15 protein-coding genes are annotated in these 15,519 nt (G+C 41.5%); 12 read left to right on the top strand and 3 right to left on the bottom strand.

Going from position 1 to position 15,519, the window contains the following annotated elements; genetic code table 11:
* Positions 1-72: 72 nt before the first annotated feature.
* The 8 genes from htpG (at position 73) to FQ083_RS06630 (ending at position 7,649) form a co-directional block, all read left to right on the top strand.
* On the top strand, positions 73-2,073 hold the full coding sequence (gene htpG / locus FQ083_RS06665; RefSeq protein WP_188004081.1) for a molecular chaperone HtpG: 2,001 nt from the start codon (positions 73-75) through the stop codon (positions 2,071-2,073).
* A 335-nt stretch (positions 2,074-2,408) separates the two neighbouring features.
* A complete protein-coding gene (locus FQ083_RS06660) occupies positions 2,409-3,890 on the top strand; it encodes a C13 family peptidase (protein WP_149409301.1) in 1,482 nt (493 codons plus the stop codon).
* Between the two features lie 84 nt (positions 3,891-3,974).
* Complete coding sequence (gene fghA, locus FQ083_RS06655) at positions 3,975-4,874, top strand: S-formylglutathione hydrolase (RefSeq protein ID WP_149409300.1); 900 nt, start codon at positions 3,975-3,977, stop codon at positions 4,872-4,874.
* Positions 4,875-5,140: 266 nt separating this feature from the next.
* Complete coding sequence (locus tag FQ083_RS12890; protein WP_201765233.1) at positions 5,141-5,401, top strand: TIGR03643 family protein; 261 nt, start codon at positions 5,141-5,143, stop codon at positions 5,399-5,401.
* A 162-nt stretch (positions 5,402-5,563) separates the two neighbouring features.
* Entirely contained in the window at positions 5,564-6,253 is a 690-nt protein-coding gene (rpe, locus tag FQ083_RS06645; RefSeq protein WP_011514312.1) for a ribulose-phosphate 3-epimerase, read from the top strand.
* 105 nt (positions 6,254-6,358) lie between these two features.
* Positions 6,359-6,703: a hypothetical protein gene (locus FQ083_RS06640; protein WP_149409298.1), complete on the top strand. Its 345-nt coding sequence runs from the start codon at positions 6,359-6,361 to the stop codon at positions 6,701-6,703.
* Between the two features lie 121 nt (positions 6,704-6,824).
* Positions 6,825-7,136 carry a hypothetical protein gene (locus FQ083_RS06635; protein ID WP_011514310.1) on the top strand — a complete coding sequence of 104 codons (312 nt, stop codon included), beginning with the start codon at positions 6,825-6,827 and terminating at the stop codon, positions 7,134-7,136.
* Positions 7,137-7,337: 201 nt separating this feature from the next.
* The gene (locus tag FQ083_RS06630) at positions 7,338-7,649 is read left to right on the top strand and encodes a hypothetical protein (protein WP_011514309.1); all 312 of its coding nucleotides are present in this window, start codon (positions 7,338-7,340) and stop codon (positions 7,647-7,649) included.
* A 122-nt stretch (positions 7,650-7,771) separates the two neighbouring features.
* On the opposite strand, the gene rpmG is transcribed toward FQ083_RS06630, so the two are convergent.
* Positions 7,772-7,927, bottom strand: a complete 156-nt coding sequence (gene rpmG / locus FQ083_RS06625; RefSeq protein ID WP_010201403.1) for a 50S ribosomal protein L33 — start codon at positions 7,925-7,927, stop codon at positions 7,772-7,774.
* A 165-nt stretch (positions 7,928-8,092) separates the two neighbouring features.
* Positions 8,093-8,329, bottom strand: coding sequence for a 50S ribosomal protein L28 (gene rpmB / locus FQ083_RS06620; protein ID WP_149409297.1), 237 nt, complete (start codon positions 8,327-8,329; stop codon positions 8,093-8,095).
* A gap of 484 nt (positions 8,330-8,813) precedes the next feature.
* Between rpmB and FQ083_RS06615 the strand changes: the two genes are divergently transcribed.
* Positions 8,814-10,817, top strand: a complete 2,004-nt coding sequence (locus FQ083_RS06615; protein ID WP_149409296.1) for a hypothetical protein — start codon at positions 8,814-8,816, stop codon at positions 10,815-10,817.
* Between the two features lie 228 nt (positions 10,818-11,045).
* The gene (gene purU, locus FQ083_RS06610; RefSeq protein ID WP_223145226.1) at positions 11,046-11,924 is read left to right on the top strand and encodes a formyltetrahydrofolate deformylase; all 879 of its coding nucleotides are present in this window, start codon (positions 11,046-11,048) and stop codon (positions 11,922-11,924) included.
* 121 nt (positions 11,925-12,045) lie between these two features.
* Here the strand turns inward: purU and FQ083_RS06605 are convergent, their stop codons facing one another.
* Complete coding sequence (locus tag FQ083_RS06605) at positions 12,046-12,852, bottom strand: inner membrane protein YpjD (protein WP_149409294.1); 807 nt, start codon at positions 12,850-12,852, stop codon at positions 12,046-12,048.
* A 233-nt stretch (positions 12,853-13,085) separates the two neighbouring features.
* On the opposite strand from FQ083_RS06605, the gene ffh reads away from it, so the two are divergent.
* Positions 13,086-14,633, top strand: a complete 1,548-nt coding sequence (gene ffh / locus FQ083_RS06600; protein ID WP_149409293.1) for a signal recognition particle protein — start codon at positions 13,086-13,088, stop codon at positions 14,631-14,633.
* Positions 14,634-14,831: 198 nt separating this feature from the next.
* Complete coding sequence (tsaB, locus tag FQ083_RS06595) at positions 14,832-15,515, top strand: tRNA (adenosine(37)-N6)-threonylcarbamoyltransferase complex dimerization subunit type 1 TsaB (RefSeq protein ID WP_149409418.1); 684 nt, start codon at positions 14,832-14,834, stop codon at positions 15,513-15,515.
* The last annotated feature ends 4 nt before the right edge of the window (positions 15,516-15,519 follow it).

Here is a 15,519-nt window from a genome sequence, read left to right as displayed (position 1 = left end):
TTCATTGAGTAAGTTTCGTTTGAGGACTGCTATCTTATAATAAGTTTTTAACATAAATTGAAGGAGTTTTTTATGAGTGAACTGAACCCAGTTGATAATCAAAAAGTTGATAGCATCAATGTTGATAAAAGCAGCCCAGAATTAAAAAAACATACCTTTGAAGCAGAAGTAGCTCAATTATTGCACTTAGTGACGCACTCGCTATATTCTAATTCCGATATTTTTGTCCGTGAGCTGGTTTCAAACGCCTCTGATGCCTGTGATAAATTGCGCTTTGAAGCGACCAATGATGACAGCCTTTATGAAGACGATGGCGAGCTAAAAATTCGCATTGCCGTCGATGAAGACGCTAAAACCATCACCTTTACCGACAACGGTATCGGGATGAACGAAGCTGATGCCATCGAAAACTTAGGCACAATTGCCAAATCTGGCACTAAAGCATTTTTAGACAAGCTGTCTGAATCACAAAAGCAAGATGGTCAGTTGATTGGTCAATTCGGGGTTGGCTTTTATTCGGGCTTTATCGTTGCCGATACGATCAGTGTTGAAACCCGAAAAGCTGGCGAACCTGCGGATAAAGGCGTACGCTGGGTATCAGATGGTACGGGTAGCTTTACCGTTGAGCCTATCACTAAAGAAACTCGTGGCACCGCCATTACTTTGCATTTAAAAGAGCAATATAGTGAGGGTGAAGACAGCTATTTAGACCGGGGGAAAATTAAGCAGTTGGTTAATAAATACTCAGACCATATCAGCTTGCCGATTCAGATGCGTAAAGAAGTTTGGCAAGAAGATGAGGTTGAAGAAGGAAGTGACACGCCTGCCAATGGTCAAATGGTCTTAACAGACGAATGGGAAACCATTAATAAGGCCAGTGCCTTATGGACACGTTCAGCCTCTGAGATTGAAGATGAAGAGTATATCGATTTTTATAAAAATATCACCTATGACATGGACGCGCCACTAGCATGGACGCATAACCGTGTCGAAGGTCGTGTTCAGTATACTCAGCTGCTATATATTCCGAAAAAAGCCCCTGTAGATTTGTACACTCGTGAGCAGCAGCATGGTCTAAAGCTTTATGTTAAGCGCGTCTTTATTATGGACGAGGCAGAGCAGCTGTTGCCAATGTACCTGCGTTTCGTCAAAGGTGTCATCGATTCAGCCGATTTGCCATTGAACGTCAGCCGCGAGCTATTACAAGAGTCGCGTGATGTGAAGTCTATCCGCGATGGTAACGCGCGTCGTATTTTGACTTTGCTGGCCAGTCTAGCCAACAGTGAAGACAGTGATAAGCAAGAAAAATTTGCGCAGTTCTACGCTGAATTTGGTGATGTCATCAAAGAAGGCGTTGGCGAAGACATGGGCAATCAAGAACGTATTGCCAAATTGCTGCGTTATGCAACCAGTACTCAAGATAGTGTGACGACCAGCTTTGAAGACTATAAAGCGCGTATGAAAGACGGTCAAAAAGCCATCTATTATCTAACTGCTGACAATCTAGCGGCTGCTAAAAATAGCCCACAACTTGAGCTATTCAAAAAGAAAGGCATCGAAGTTATCTTGATGACTAGCCGTGTTGATGAGTGGGCGATGAATTTCTTGACCTCATTTGATGAGACATCGCTACAAAACATCGCTAAAGGTGCAGTTGATTTGGGCGACTTGCAAGACGAAGCCGAAAAAGCTGAAGCTGAAAAAGCGCAAGAAACTATGAAGCCTGTCGTTGATAAGCTAAAAACGGCGTTAGGCGAACGTGCCAAAGACGTTAAAGTATCGACGCGTTTGGTTGATAGTCCTGCCTGCTTAGTCGTTGGTGAAGGTGAGTTATCACCACAGATGATTCAGATGCTGAAGCAAATGGGTCAAGATGTGCCAGAAAGCAAGCCGACGCTTGAGGTTAACCCTGATCATCCACTCATTAAAAAGCTTAAAAGTAGCGAGCAGTCAGCCGAAGATTTTGACAAATTGGCGCAAGTTATTTTCGACCAAGCATTACTAGCAGATGGCGGTCAGTTAGATGATCCAGCCGCTTATCTCAGACGTGTTAATGAGCTATTGATGAGATAATATTCAAGGTTTGATAGAAGATTTTGATAAAAAAGGAGGTCTTAAATTTAAGACCTCCTTTTTTGATGGGTTTTTAAGCGAATTTTACAATTCAGCCTTATGCTCTTGACCGACAATCCGTTACAATCGCGATAGATTAGCGAGCTAAAATATTAGTCAATAATATTGATGTGCGCTATCCGTCTCTTATATTCATTTCATAGTGAATTAAATATAAAATTGATATCCCTATGCCATGTAAAAAAATTAAATGAAAGACAGTAAACGGCATGGATATCAAAATATTTTATCATTGATTTGTTTTATTTCTCTCGACTGGCTAGAGGTCTAAGTCTTTGTCACTTGCGTCGTTAAAAACCGTCTCACTGCAGCGCTTTTCGCTCAATTTCGCTGCCAATATTATTGCAACCTTGTGGATGCTAGTAGGCTCAACACGGGCATTCTCTTGGGTTAAACCTACCTTTGTTCAGTTCGCTGTATTTGCGCTATTGGCTTTGGGTAGTAACGTCCTATTTTCTTGGTTAGCCGCTCCAGACGGCAGTATTTTCAATGAGCAAGGATTGGTAAGCTATCTCATATGGCCGATGATTATTCTGCTTGGCGGCATTATTCTGGCACGGCGCGCAGGCAATCAAGCACTGGTTTTTGTGCCTGTCGTACTGTGGTTGGTTGCTGATACTTTATCTGCTCTATTACAAAGCTTAGTACAGTTTTTAGGTAGCTATAGCTGGTTGCCCGATTGGAGTTATTCGTTTTTACCAACGCTATTTTTGGTGCTGTTTTTATGGCAGACCTTGGCATTGTTATGGATATTTTCTCGTCGCCTGCGTATACCGTGGTGGGAGCGGATCATCGTCATCATCGGTGCTGTTGCACTATTGACGATATGGCAGCGTAACGTCGCTGACCAGCCCATATTTAAGCAGATACCCGTAGAGCCAGTATTAGAAGAAGCCGCCTTATATGAGCAGCCGCGTTTATTACAAGAGGCGCTGGCTCGTATAGATCCTAGTATACCGGGCAAAAGTGATTGGTACTTTATGGGTGTGGCGGGATTCTCTGATCAAAACGTCTTCCGTTCTGAGATTAATAAAGTACGTGAGCTGTTTGATGTGCGTTTTGGTACTAGCGGGCATTCACTGGCACTGATTAATAATAACTACACTTGGCTAGATGAGCCAATTGCCACCAAAACCAGTATTTTACGCGGCTTAAAAAGAATTGGTCAGCAGATGAACGCTGATGAAGACGTGTTATTTATGACACTATCGTCGCATGGCGATCAGGATTTTATCCATTTATCTAATCCACCGCTTGCGATGGATAATCTGGATGCAACATGGCTGCGAGAGTCGTTAGATGCCTCAGGTATTCGCTGGCGTGTTATCGTGGTATCGGCTTGTTATTCAGGTTCGTTTATTGATGAATTAGCGTCGCCGACGACAGTGGTGATTACCGCTTCGGCAACAGACAAGATGTCATTTGGCTGTACCAATAGTGCTGAAATGACCTATTTTGGGCAAGCATTTTTTGCTGAAAGCTTAAGAGAAAACACCAGTTTTTCTGCTGCCTTTAAAGACGCCGCTTATCGAGTAGAAGAGCGTGAGATCTCTATGGGTTTTGAGCCATCAGAGCCGCAAATGGTGATCGGTAGTTTGATGGAAACGGCGTTGCCAGCATTTGAGCAAGTGTTATTTGATAAAACACGACCGCCGCTTGCTAGCATTATAGATACTTCGAATGCGACAACGACTATCAATATTTCACCGGATACGGGCGCAGATACAGTTGTAGATGATAAGAACACAGCGAACTGATTTTTATCCCATTTTTAATCTGATGCTTTTTTAAATAAGCATCTGTTTTCAACTATTTTATCTTAGCTAAAAAGGATAATGCTTATGAATAATTCTTATAACCACAGTCTCTCAGCCAGCACCCAGCTTACGCAAAAAAGTGTCAATCGTTGTTTTGATGGTGAGCAGCGTTATTACAGTCATCAATCAGCGGCTACCAAGACGCCGATGACCTTTAGTATTTATCTGCCTGATGAGGCACTAGCAGGGCAGCGTTGTCCGGCGATTTTATATTTATCAGGTCTCACTTGTAATGCCGATAATGTGACCCACAAAGCGCATTTTCAACAAAAATGTAGCGAGCTTGGTATGATATTTATCGCACCGGATACCTCTCCTAGAAGTAGTGAAGGTAGCGAAAGAAGTGAAGTGCCAAACGATGAGCGTTATTTTGTTGGTCAAGGCGCAAGCTACTATGTCGATGCGACGCAAGCACCTTGGGCTGAGCATTTTAATATGCAAAGTTACATCGTTGATGAGCTGTATGATTTATTACGCTCAGAGTTTCCGATTGATAGTATTGGTATCACGGGTCACTCGATGGGTGGTCACGGTGCCTTATTATTAGGCTTTAAATTCCCAGGCAAGTTTGTGAGTGTGTCAGCTTTATCACCTGTGTGCGCCGCTAGTGAGTCGGCATGGGGTCAAGCAGCTTATACAGAGTATTTTGGTGATGACAAGAGCTTGTGGGCGCAAGTAGACGCTTCTCAGATAATTGAACAATTCGGTCAGCAATACTCAAGCATCTTGGTTGACCAAGGCGCTGCCGACGAGTTTTTAGCGGATGGTCAATTACAAACGTCAAAGTTACAACAAGCCTGTACAAAGGCCAAGCAGCCATTAACATTGCGCTATCAAGCCGGTCACGACCATAGCTATTATTTTATTCAAACAGTGATCAATGAGCATATTGAACATCACTGGCGTATGGCACAGCTTAGCTAAAATTTGCTCTCATATTGTTCGTTATAGTGTTTCAGATTTAAAAGGTCATACCTATGGCAAGTTATCAAGACTTAAGTACCGTTACTGCCGATACTCCATCAGTAGAGGATAATTCTGTTGCTACTAAAGCCACGCTTGCCACCATGCAAGCGGATATGGATGCTGCTTTAAAGAATAAACAGCGAGACCATACCAGTACCAATTTAAGTAATCCTCAAATTCATGCAGTCAAATCAAGCTCAGTTATCGCCGCTTCTAGCAATGATATGACTGTTCATGCCCTCGATGAGTCACAAGTGTCGCGCGTGATAGAGATGGCGTGGGAGGACAGGACACCGTTTGAGGCGATAGAGCATAGCTATGGTCTCAATGAGTCCGGCGTCATTACACTTATGCGTCAGGTGCTAAAACCGTCCTCGTTTCGCTCATGGCGTCAACGTGTGAGCAATCGCGCTACCAAGCATGAAGCGATACGAGGTTTTACGGTAGGTCGTGCTTATTGCAAAACCCAATATAAACCGCGCTAATTGTCTGCATGTGTCTGTATCTGCTGAGTCTACCTATAATATCGATACTCAGTACCCATTATAGACACTGATTATCCGTTATAATAGACATACGTATTATTCGTGCTATGCATACATCTATATATTAAATCCTTAGTCAAATATCCATTAGGTAGCTCAATTATGATCAGTCCCTCTAAGCCGTATCTAATCGCCCCTTCTATATTATCTGCTGATTTTGCCAAATTAGGTGAAGAGGTAGAACGTGTATTGGCGTCTGGTGCTGATGTCATCCATTTTGATGTGATGGATAACCATTATGTACCCAATTTGACGTTTGGTAGCATGATTTGTAAGGCGCTGCGTGATTATGGGATTGATGCACCAATTGACGTGCATCTAATGGTGAGCCCTGTTGATAGTATGATTGAGCAGTTCTTAGAGGCGGGTGCCAGCATTATCACATTTCATCCGGAAGCAAGCTCGCATATCGATCGTTCTTTGCAGTTGATTAAAGATGGCGGCGCTGAGTGTGGTTTGGTATTGAATCCAGCAACACCATTGCATTATTTAGACTATGTCATGGATAAAGTGGATCAGGTCCTACTGATGAGTGTCAATCCTGGCTACGGTGGTCAGTCATTTATTGAAGGGACGCTAGAAAAGGTTCGCCAAGTACGTCAGCGTATCATTACTAGCGGTCGGGATATTAGATTAGAAGTAGATGGCGGTATCAAAGCCAGTAATATCCGCGCCATTGCCGAAGCAGGTGCTGATATGTTCGTCGCCGGTTCAGCGATATTTAATCAAGAAGATTATAAAGCAGCAATCGATGCCATGCGTGCAGAGCTTGCCTTGGCAAATGGGGAGTAACGCCCCATATAGTAAGTTATATACTATTAAGTAGTAAAGTTACCTATTATTAATAGCCGCTGTATGACTGAGTATATTAAGCGACATGTCAGCTAAAGGTAAAATATGAATATGCAAAATGCAAAACATCGAGCCGAGTCCCAGCAAGCCTCGCAATCACGTAGCTTAGTGCCAAAAGGTATTACTATTGGCTTAGCCATGTTCGCCCTTGTTCTGAGTCTAGCTGGTTATGGCTTTCGCCTGATGGTTGGTGAAGATGCCGGTGAAGTATTACGCCATGCGGCGGTGATCGTACCCGCATTTATGCTAGGCATTCCCTTTTTATTTTGGCTAGGTTCACGCCTACTTAACAAGGTTAAAGATATGCATATAGAGAGCTGGAATGCCATTAGTTTGGGGTATTTGACCTCTTGTATCTCAATGCTGTGGTTAATGGGTACTTATAGTTAAATTTTTATTAGTAAAGATAAAACTTCTTAATGAAGATAACCTTGTAATATTTTTATAAGTTGTTTTTTGATACACTTTTTCACCGTTAAGTCATGCTTTATAAGCTTGACTGGAATTCTACATGAGAATCATACCGACCAGTATTGCCAATATCATTTATCCAAAAGATTTACCAAATGGTTTATTTACCAGCTTAATTATTGCCTGCCTGCTGCTAGGACTGTCTTCACTTCGTCATGGAACTGATTTGCAAGGTTGGCTACACGTCTTTGAAAACTGGCTGCTCATGTTATTGATACTGCCAACCGCGACTGCGACAGTAGCGTTACCGTTCAAATATCGCGATCCAACATTAGAGTTAAAGCTCATGTACTATCTCGGTATGTTTGTTGCTTTCTTATTTACCCTAGCAAAACTGCGTTACTGGCGTTAAACGCTGGTAATTTCTATAAAACTAAGGCTATCGAACCTGAGTTGTGCAAAAGACTTATAGAACAGCCCTTGAATTATAGCGCCAAAGCGTCCATTGTATGAATAAGATAGTTTTGCCCGCATGACTGTAAGACAGTAGCTTTAGTAAGTTGAATCAGCGCGTTTTTTACAGGTATAAATCGGGATAATAAGGATACAATGAATGCCATACGATATCGATAATGAGATTGAAGTAGATAATGACAGTACCGATCAGTTTGCAGGGTTTGCTAAAGAGACGACCCTTGAGCTGGTAGAAGCAGACGATGGCAAATTGCTCTTACGTGATGCTGAACAAGATGATGCGCCGCTGATGACCATTGATTTTTCTGATAAGTTAAAAGAGATACTGGGCAGTGATACCCAAGCGATTGGGCAGCATATGATTCATGCTGCAATCCAAGTGATTATGCAAAAGCAGATGAGTCAATGGCATGCGCATGTCTATGACAAAGAGCCGACGCACTATAGTTAATGATGTATAAATCAATAGCAAATAAATAAATAGTAGTCAGTCTAAATAACGACAATAAAAAAGGGTTTATCAATTGATAAACCCTTTTTTTGTTCAAATAAAACCATTTATAAAAATGGAGATTATTTGATTTTTGCTTCTTTAAAGATCACATGCTGGCGTACTTTTGGATCAAACTTTTTGATTTCCATTTTGCCAGGCATAGTGCGCTTGTTTTTGGTAGTGGTGTAGTAATACCCAGTACCAGCAGTTGATACTAATTTAATTTTATCTCTCATGATGGCTTTCCTGTAAATGAGCGGTCTTCAATCGATAGGTATGGGTCTAAAGTATTAAGTTGCTGTAGATAGTATCCAGTCATAAATATATGAGCTAGTAAATATTCAGCATAGCAGCAGCCTAAATAGCGACATTCATCAATAAATTAGGCTGCCAATATTTACTTAAACTTTTTGACCTTGTGCGCGTAGATTTACTAGCACTTTATCGATACCCAATTTGTCAATGATGCGCATACCTTTGGTAGACACACGTAGACGTACAAAACGATTTTCAGACTCTACCCAAAAACGATGGTTGTGAAGGTTTGGTAGAAAGCGACGACGGGTTTTGTTGTTTGCGTGCGAAACATTATTACCCACCATAGGGCGCTTTCCAGTCACTTGGCAAACTCTAGACATGGCGAACTCCTAATCTATGAGGTATGAGTTTTTCTCATACCAGTCTGGGCAAGTTGCACGTATTTGCGGCATGGACACAGCAAGCGGCAGCTTTGCACCAAACAAAACTATATGAAGGTTGAGCTGATTTACTGTCATCTAAAGGCAAATAACAGGCAAACCAAATCAGAAAATTTTAAAGCCGACATTTATACCATAAAAGTAATGAATACTCAAATATTTTTGTGATAGTTGTTGGTTTAAAGGGTAGCTATTATACCCTGAAATGAGCGCCCTATGTTATTGATTATTTAATAATGAGGATTCACTTTTTAGTTGTAAGTTATGACAAAAGTCAGTAAAGTCTCAGTTATATATCTAATACAATCTGTTAATACTATTGGCATTATTGTAAATGTATGTATCATTACCAATCTATTAGGATTCCGTGTAGTGATTTTGCCTGTTTACTTATATAAATGATTGCCGTTGCGGAGTTCCAAACATGTCATATTCTTCATTACCTACCTCTAAATTATTTCAGCTCACCTTTTTAACCTGCGCATTGGCACTGGCTGGTTGTGGTGGTGGAGATGGCGTAGATTCACTACCGCCAGTATTAGAAAATGGAAATGGCAATCAAAACCCAGATGACTCTTCAGCTAGTGCGACTGAAGTATATATATCATCTGATAAAACTCAGCTGTTAACAGGCAAAGATGAGACTGTTGTAAATATTAGGGTAACCGATAAGAATGGTGGTATCGTCGCTGGAGTACCTGTTGTCATAGGTATTGCTGACGCTAGATTGTATGGATTATCTTTAGACAAACCATCCGAACAGGTTACTGATGATAATGGACTAGTTACTGTTAAATTAATTCAAGGTAAAGCAGATATTGACTCTCAGTTGGATCATGAAACTCTATTGACTGTGTTTATTAAGAATAATAGTACTGTCAAACAAACAATGCCAATTATAGTTTCTGGTACTAACGCTATTAATGTTTTATCAACTAAGAACATAGTGACTACCTCAGAAAACTTTAGCGTGTCGGGAAGGGTTTTAGATGGGACTGCAACGCCTGTTACTAATACAGACGTTATTTTATACAGTAATGACAAACAAGCCGGAACTGGAAAACTGGATAATAATGGTAATTTTACTTTTAACTTAAAAGCTTCTGATTTAGTGGCAGTGAACAATAACTATCTGTTCAGTATAGAAGTTAAAGGAATTAAGATTAGTCAACGTATCCCTGATATTCTAACAGTAGTATCTACGACCAGCTCAAGTCTGAGCTTTTCGGAAACACCTGATATTATTGTTGGAAATAGGAAGAAAATGACATTAAACGTTCCAAGTGCTGTGGATGGGGATACTGTAACTATATCAACTAACAAAGGTGAACTTTTTACTACTAATGTTAGTAATCAAGGCAACTCTCGCATTACATCTACGGTAAATAATAAAAAAGTAGACTTTTATATTGATTCAAAAGTACCTGGTAATGCGACTATTAGTGCTCAATATGGTAATGAAACTAAAGAAACTATATTAAACTTTGTGTCAACTGAAGCGACTAAGCTGATTCTACAAACTGATCGTGCGGTTATTAATGTTGGCGACTCTACGCAAGTCACTGCCAAAGTTTTTGATAAAGATGATACACCAGTAAAAAATGCCATTGTGCAATTTACTGTGATCAATGATTCATCAGCTGGTAGTATAAGTAAAGGGGTTGCGTATACTAATAGTAATGGTATTGCTATGGTAACTTATAATGCAGGACAGAGCCCGACTAGTATAAATGGAGTAATAATTAAGGCAGAAGTACAAGCTGTCAAATTACCAGACGGTAAGGAAAAACCAGTAAGTGTGCCAATAGCTAATTCATCAATTACTGTTCAAACTAAATCCACCTTTATTAGCTTTGCTTTTGCGGATAAAGTTTCTACTGATTCTAGTGAGATATATTATTTCCGAAAAGGATCAATCAGTGTCCTAAACAGCACAGGTAAGCCTGCTATTAACCAGCAAGTTACTATTAATTTAAATCCTGACACCTACCTTAAAGGCTTTTTTGAAATCATTAATGATATTTCTGGAAATAAGTCTTGGGGCAGAAATGATGTTACCTGTGAAAATGAAGATTTAAATAATAATGGTATTCTAGATGAAGGCGAGGATACTAACGGGAATGGACGTTTAGACCCTATAAACGTAGCAGCAGTACTTTTAGAAGGCGGTCAGGAGGTTGAACCTAATCAGAACTTTACAACAGATAATACTGGTAGAGTTGATTTTTCAATACGTTATCCTAAACAATATGCAAACTGGTACAGAGCTAAGGTTACCGTGAATACTCGAGTAGATGGGAGCGAATCACAACAATCAAGAGTGATTGATTTTCCAGCTTCAGTAGATGATATTGATATTAGTATACCGTTACGTCCAAATACTAATAGCCCTTTTGGCACTGAATTAAACTGTTCTAGTTCTAGATAGTATTAATTATAAATACAAAAACCCCAACCCTCGCGTTGGGGGTTTTTGTATTTATAATCTCAATAATTAAATACAACCAACTCAATCAGCAAATTCTTGCAAAAACGATTAGAATAGTCGGTTTCCTATGCTGTTAGCTATATTCAAAGTAAGCAGCAAGTTTTATTTTTAATTGAGCGTATTATGTCAGACACCGCAACGATTGCTTCACCAAAAACGTCACTTCAAATGACACCTAGAGAGATTCCTACTATTACTGCTACAGCGACCCTATTGATTAAATGCCGTGACCAAGCCGGTATCGTACAAGCCGTATCTGAGTTTATTCATCGCTATGGCGGCAATATCATTACGTTAGATCAGTACTCAACCGCCCACGAAGGCGGTCAATATTTTATGCGTTTAGAGTTCGCTTTAGCAGGATTGAGCGAGATTATCGATAACTTTGAAGCCAGTTTTGCGCATACCGTTGCCAAACGCCACAATATGGAATGGCGCTTACATGACAATGCGATTAAGACCAAAGTTGGTATCTTGGTATCTAAATTTGATCATGCCTTATTAGACTTATTATGGCGTCATCAGCGCGGCTTGCTCGATTGCGAGATTACCTGCGTGGTAAGTAATCATATTGCTTTACGCCAATCCGTAGAAAACTTTGGTATCGCTTTTTATCACGTTCCAGTGACCAAAGATAATAAAGTAGACGCAGAAGAGAAGATCCATACATTGATGGCGGGTAATGATTTATTGGTGCTAGCGCGCTATATGCAGATATTGTCGTCAGACTTTGTTAAGCGCTGGCCGATGCAGATTATCAATATTCATCATTCATTCTTGCCTGCGTTCGTTGGTGCTGACCCTTATCGTCAAGCTTACGATAAAGGGGTGAAGTTGATTGGCGCAACCGCCCATTATGTGACTGCTGAGCTCGATCAAGGACCTATCATTGAGCAAGACGTGCACCGCGTCACCCATCGTCAAGGTGTCACTGAACTGCGCGCTATTGGTCGTGATATCGAGCGTAATGTATTGGCTCGCGCAGTCAATTGGCATGTACAAAATCGCGTGATTGTCGCAGGGAATAAGACGGTAGTATTTAATTAGGTTTTCATTAGAGTGGTTTGAAATTGAGAACAGAGTATTAAAAGATATTTAATAAAAAAGCTGCGAGTATTATTATTTAATACTCACAGCTTTTTACTATATTACTATTGTGGAACTGGTTCTATAACAGCATCTCTAGTACAAACTTGCTACCGACAAAGCCAATCGCTAATAAAATAAAAGCATAGATAGTCATATTAGCGGCACGTTTTCCGCGCCATCCAGCACGCCAATTACCGATAAGTAACGCGCCAAACAGTAGCCAAGACATCAGGCTAAAGGCTGTTTTGTGCACAAGATGCTGCGCCATCAAGTCATCTACGTAGATAAAACCAATACCCAGTGCAACGCTCAGCAGGACAAAGCCGACCAATAGCATATCGAATAATAGGCTCTCCATGCTTTGAAGAGACGGCAGCTTGTTGACCCAAAAGCGGTGAATCGATTGATGCTTGAGCTCACGTATTTGTAGTCGCAAAAATAGCGCTTGTACCGCTGCCATCAGCAGCACACAATATGCGGCAAGCGACAGCAAGATATGAGACTCAAGACCAATGCTAATATCCGTAATCGGACGATACGGCGCGCGTCCAATATAGCCGATTAGCATACCTACAAGAGCGGTCGGTGCCGCGAGGATACCCAGACTAACAATAGGTCGATACAGAGAAAACATGACGTAAAAAAACAAAAAGAATAAGCTGATCAAGCTGAGGATATTAAACAGATTGAAATTTAGCCCATAGAGTGTGACTATGTGTGGATAAAGTAGCCCTGCGTGTGCCAACATGCCCACAAATAATAAGCCTAAGCTTGGGCCTTTATGGATAGGTCTATCTTGAATCAGCGCCCAACCAATATAGATGCTGACTAAGAAATAAGCCATCGCAGCAAGTAAAAATGCAAGTTGCAAGATATAAAACCTCATCTCATAATGCGCGCAAAATACGCGCTTAATTTCATGCTAAAGTGGTATTATTAGAATAATTACCCAATTTATCATAAAATGGCACTCAATTGAGCACCGTCTTATGTATTCCTGATAAATGCTTAGCAATTGAGCTTGAATACCTGCGATCGCATACCCTAATAGTATTTATCAACTCTTTTATTTATGAAGAGTTAAGCTTAATCCAGAATTATTTTAACTGAGAGTTATTTATGTTTGATACCTTAACAGAACGATTGTCGTCTAGTCTGCGCAATATCGCAGGCACGGGGCAATTGACCGAAGACAATATCAAAGACACTTTACGTGAAGTACGTATGGCGCTGCTGGAAGCCGATGTGGCATTGCCAGTCACTCGTGATTTTGTGAAGCGTGTCAAAGAGCAAGCGCTTGGCGCTGAAGTGCTTAAAGAGTTAGCACCAGGACAGGCATTTGTCAAAATCGTCCATGACGAGCTGACTGAAATGATGGGCAGTGCCAATCAGCAGCTTGAGATGACAGGTAAGCCGCCGGTTATTTATCTGCTAGCGGGTCTGCAAGGTGCTGGTAAAACTACCACTGCCGGTAAATTGGCCAAGTTCTTACAAGAGCGCCATAAGAAAAAAGTCATGCTGGTATCTGCTGACGTTTACCGTCCCGCAGCGATTGCCCAGCTTGAGCAAGTCGCTGGACAAGTAAATGCCAAGTTCGTCAACTCAAGTAGCGACGAAAACCCGATTGATATCGCCTTGCGTGCTATCGAAGAAGCTAAAATCCAATATCAAGATATCTTGATTATTGATACAGCGGGTCGTTTGGCTATTGATGAAACCATGATGGATGAAATCAAGGCGTTAACCGCTGCGGTCAATCCTTCTGAGACACTGTTTGTTGTTGATGCGATGACCGGTCAGGATGCGGCAAATACTGCCAAAGCCTTTAACGATGCGCTGCCATTAACGGGCGTTATTTTGACCAAGACTGACGGCGATGCTCGTGGCGGTGCGGCGCTTTCTGTACGCGCCATCACAGGTAAGCCAATTAAATTCTTGGGTCGCGGTGAGAAACTAGATGCGCTAGAGTTATTCCATCCTGAACGTATTGCCCAGCGTATTCTTGGTATGGGTGACGTACTGAGTCTGGTTGAAGAAGTTGAGCAAAAGATTGACCGTGATAAAGCCGAAAAAATGGCGAAAAAGATGCAAAAGGGCGGCGAGTTCGACCTTGAAGATCTATTGACCCAGTTTCAGCAAATGAAAAGCATGGGCGGCATGGCAGGCTTCTTAGATAAGATGCCAGGTATGGGCGGCTCTGATATGCAAAAAGCCGTTGAAGAGGCCAAGCCTGAAGAAAAAGTACGTGAGATGGAAGCGTTGATCAATTCGATGACGCCATTTGAGCGCAAAAATCCTGATAAAATCAATCCAAGTCGTAAGCGCCGTATTGCTGCAGGCTCAGGTCGTGAGATTCAAGACGTCAATCGTTTGCTCAAGCAGCACAAGCAAATGGCAAAAATGATGAAAATGATTTCTAAGCCTGAAGGCATCAGTAAAATGATGAAATCGATGCAAGGATTGATGGGCGGTGGCGGTGGAGCAGGCGGCGGTGGTCCATTATTCGGCGGTGGCGGTCAGCAAGGTGGTGTTAAAGATGTGAACCCACAGCAAATGGCAAAGCAGATGGGACTTGACCCAAATAACATGCCAAGCACTGAAGAGATGCAAAAACAGATGCAAGAGCTACAAAACCAAGCGCCGAAGAAGTTTAAAACACGTTTTTAAATGATTTAGTGCTACTGGGAAATATTGATAATAAAAACCTCAAAGCTAAATGAGTTTTGAGGTTTTTTCATATTTTGGATATTTGAGTGAATTCTCACAAAGAATGCATGAAAAATATAGAAAGTGAGTCAATTAATCTGTCCTAAATGCTATGATAGGCGCTGTTTTACGATGTCAAGAGAATTAGCCGAGGTTATGATGTTTTTAGCAATGGATACCGTGTTCGATCAGTGTTCGATCGCCATTTTAGATGCCAGCGGTCAAGCGTTATCGAGTCATACCGAGACAGGTAAGCGCCAGCAGACCCAGCAAATCTTACCGATGATTGACGCGGCATTATCTGAGGCGCAGCTAAAACTGGCTGACATACAAGCGCTTATCTTTAATCGTGGTCCTGGTGCCTTTAGTGGTATACGAATCAATACGGCAGTGGTACAGGCGCTATCTGTCGCGCATGATATTCCTTGTGTGGGTGTTTCTAGCTTACAGGCGATTGCGCAAGCGGCGTATCAGCAACAGAGTTTAAGCTCAGTATATAGTGCCCTTGATGCGCGTATGCAGCAGGTATATTTTGGGCATTATGAGGTAATAGATAATATCATGCAGCCCGTTAATCACGACAATGGCGAAGATACTGAGCAGCTACTTGATTATGATAGCCAGACAGCGCTAGAGATTCCTATCGTTGGCAATGGTGCCGGTTTATTAAGTCTACATGACGGTCAGATTATTTATGCTGATATCCATCCTGATGCGACCGTGATAGGACAACTGGGTATGGCTCAGTTTATGGTCAATGGCGGAACAGAAGCGGCGCAAGCTTTACCCAAATACTTACGCAATCAAGCGTGGAAAACGCTCAAAGAGCAAGGTAAGGCTTAGTGTA

It is taken from the genome of Psychrobacter sp. ANT_H59, from assembly GCF_008369225.1.
Lineage (GTDB): Bacteria > Pseudomonadota > Gammaproteobacteria > Pseudomonadales > Moraxellaceae > Psychrobacter > Psychrobacter cryohalolentis.
The sequence above is the reverse complement of the archived record's forward strand: the minus strand, read 5'-3'. Positions and strand labels throughout refer to the sequence as shown.

What these genes read in the sequence shown, in the direction of transcription:
- htpG (WP_188004081.1), top strand. Translation starts at nt 73, where the DNA reads ATGAGTGAACTGAACCCAGTTGATAATCAAAAAGTTGATAGCATCAAT.
- fghA (WP_149409300.1), top strand. Translation starts at nt 3,975, where the DNA reads ATGAATAATTCTTATAACCACAGTCTCTCAGCCAGCACCCAGCTTACG.
- FQ083_RS12890 (WP_201765233.1), top strand. Translation starts at nt 5,141, where the DNA reads ATGACTGTTCATGCCCTCGATGAGTCACAAGTGTCGCGCGTGATAGAG.
- rpe (WP_011514312.1), top strand. Translation starts at nt 5,564, where the DNA reads ATGATCAGTCCCTCTAAGCCGTATCTAATCGCCCCTTCTATATTATCT.
- FQ083_RS06640 (WP_149409298.1), top strand. Translation starts at nt 6,359, where the DNA reads ATGAATATGCAAAATGCAAAACATCGAGCCGAGTCCCAGCAAGCCTCG.
- FQ083_RS06635 (WP_011514310.1), top strand. Translation starts at nt 6,825, where the DNA reads ATGAGAATCATACCGACCAGTATTGCCAATATCATTTATCCAAAAGAT.
- FQ083_RS06630 (WP_011514309.1), top strand. Translation starts at nt 7,338, where the DNA reads ATGCCATACGATATCGATAATGAGATTGAAGTAGATAATGACAGTACC.
- rpmG (WP_010201403.1), bottom strand. Translation starts at nt 7,927, where the DNA reads ATGAGAGATAAAATTAAATTAGTATCAACTGCTGGTACTGGGTATTAC.
- rpmB (WP_149409297.1), bottom strand. Translation starts at nt 8,329, where the DNA reads ATGTCTAGAGTTTGCCAAGTGACTGGAAAGCGCCCTATGGTGGGTAAT.
- FQ083_RS06615 (WP_149409296.1), top strand. Translation starts at nt 8,814, where the DNA reads ATGTCATATTCTTCATTACCTACCTCTAAATTATTTCAGCTCACCTTT.
- purU (WP_223145226.1), top strand. Translation starts at nt 11,046, where the DNA reads ATGACACCTAGAGAGATTCCTACTATTACTGCTACAGCGACCCTATTG.
- FQ083_RS06605 (WP_149409294.1), bottom strand. Translation starts at nt 12,852, where the DNA reads ATGAGGTTTTATATCTTGCAACTTGCATTTTTACTTGCTGCGATGGCT.
- ffh (WP_149409293.1), top strand. Translation starts at nt 13,086, where the DNA reads ATGTTTGATACCTTAACAGAACGATTGTCGTCTAGTCTGCGCAATATC.
- tsaB (WP_149409418.1), top strand. Translation starts at nt 14,832, where the DNA reads ATGTTTTTAGCAATGGATACCGTGTTCGATCAGTGTTCGATCGCCATT.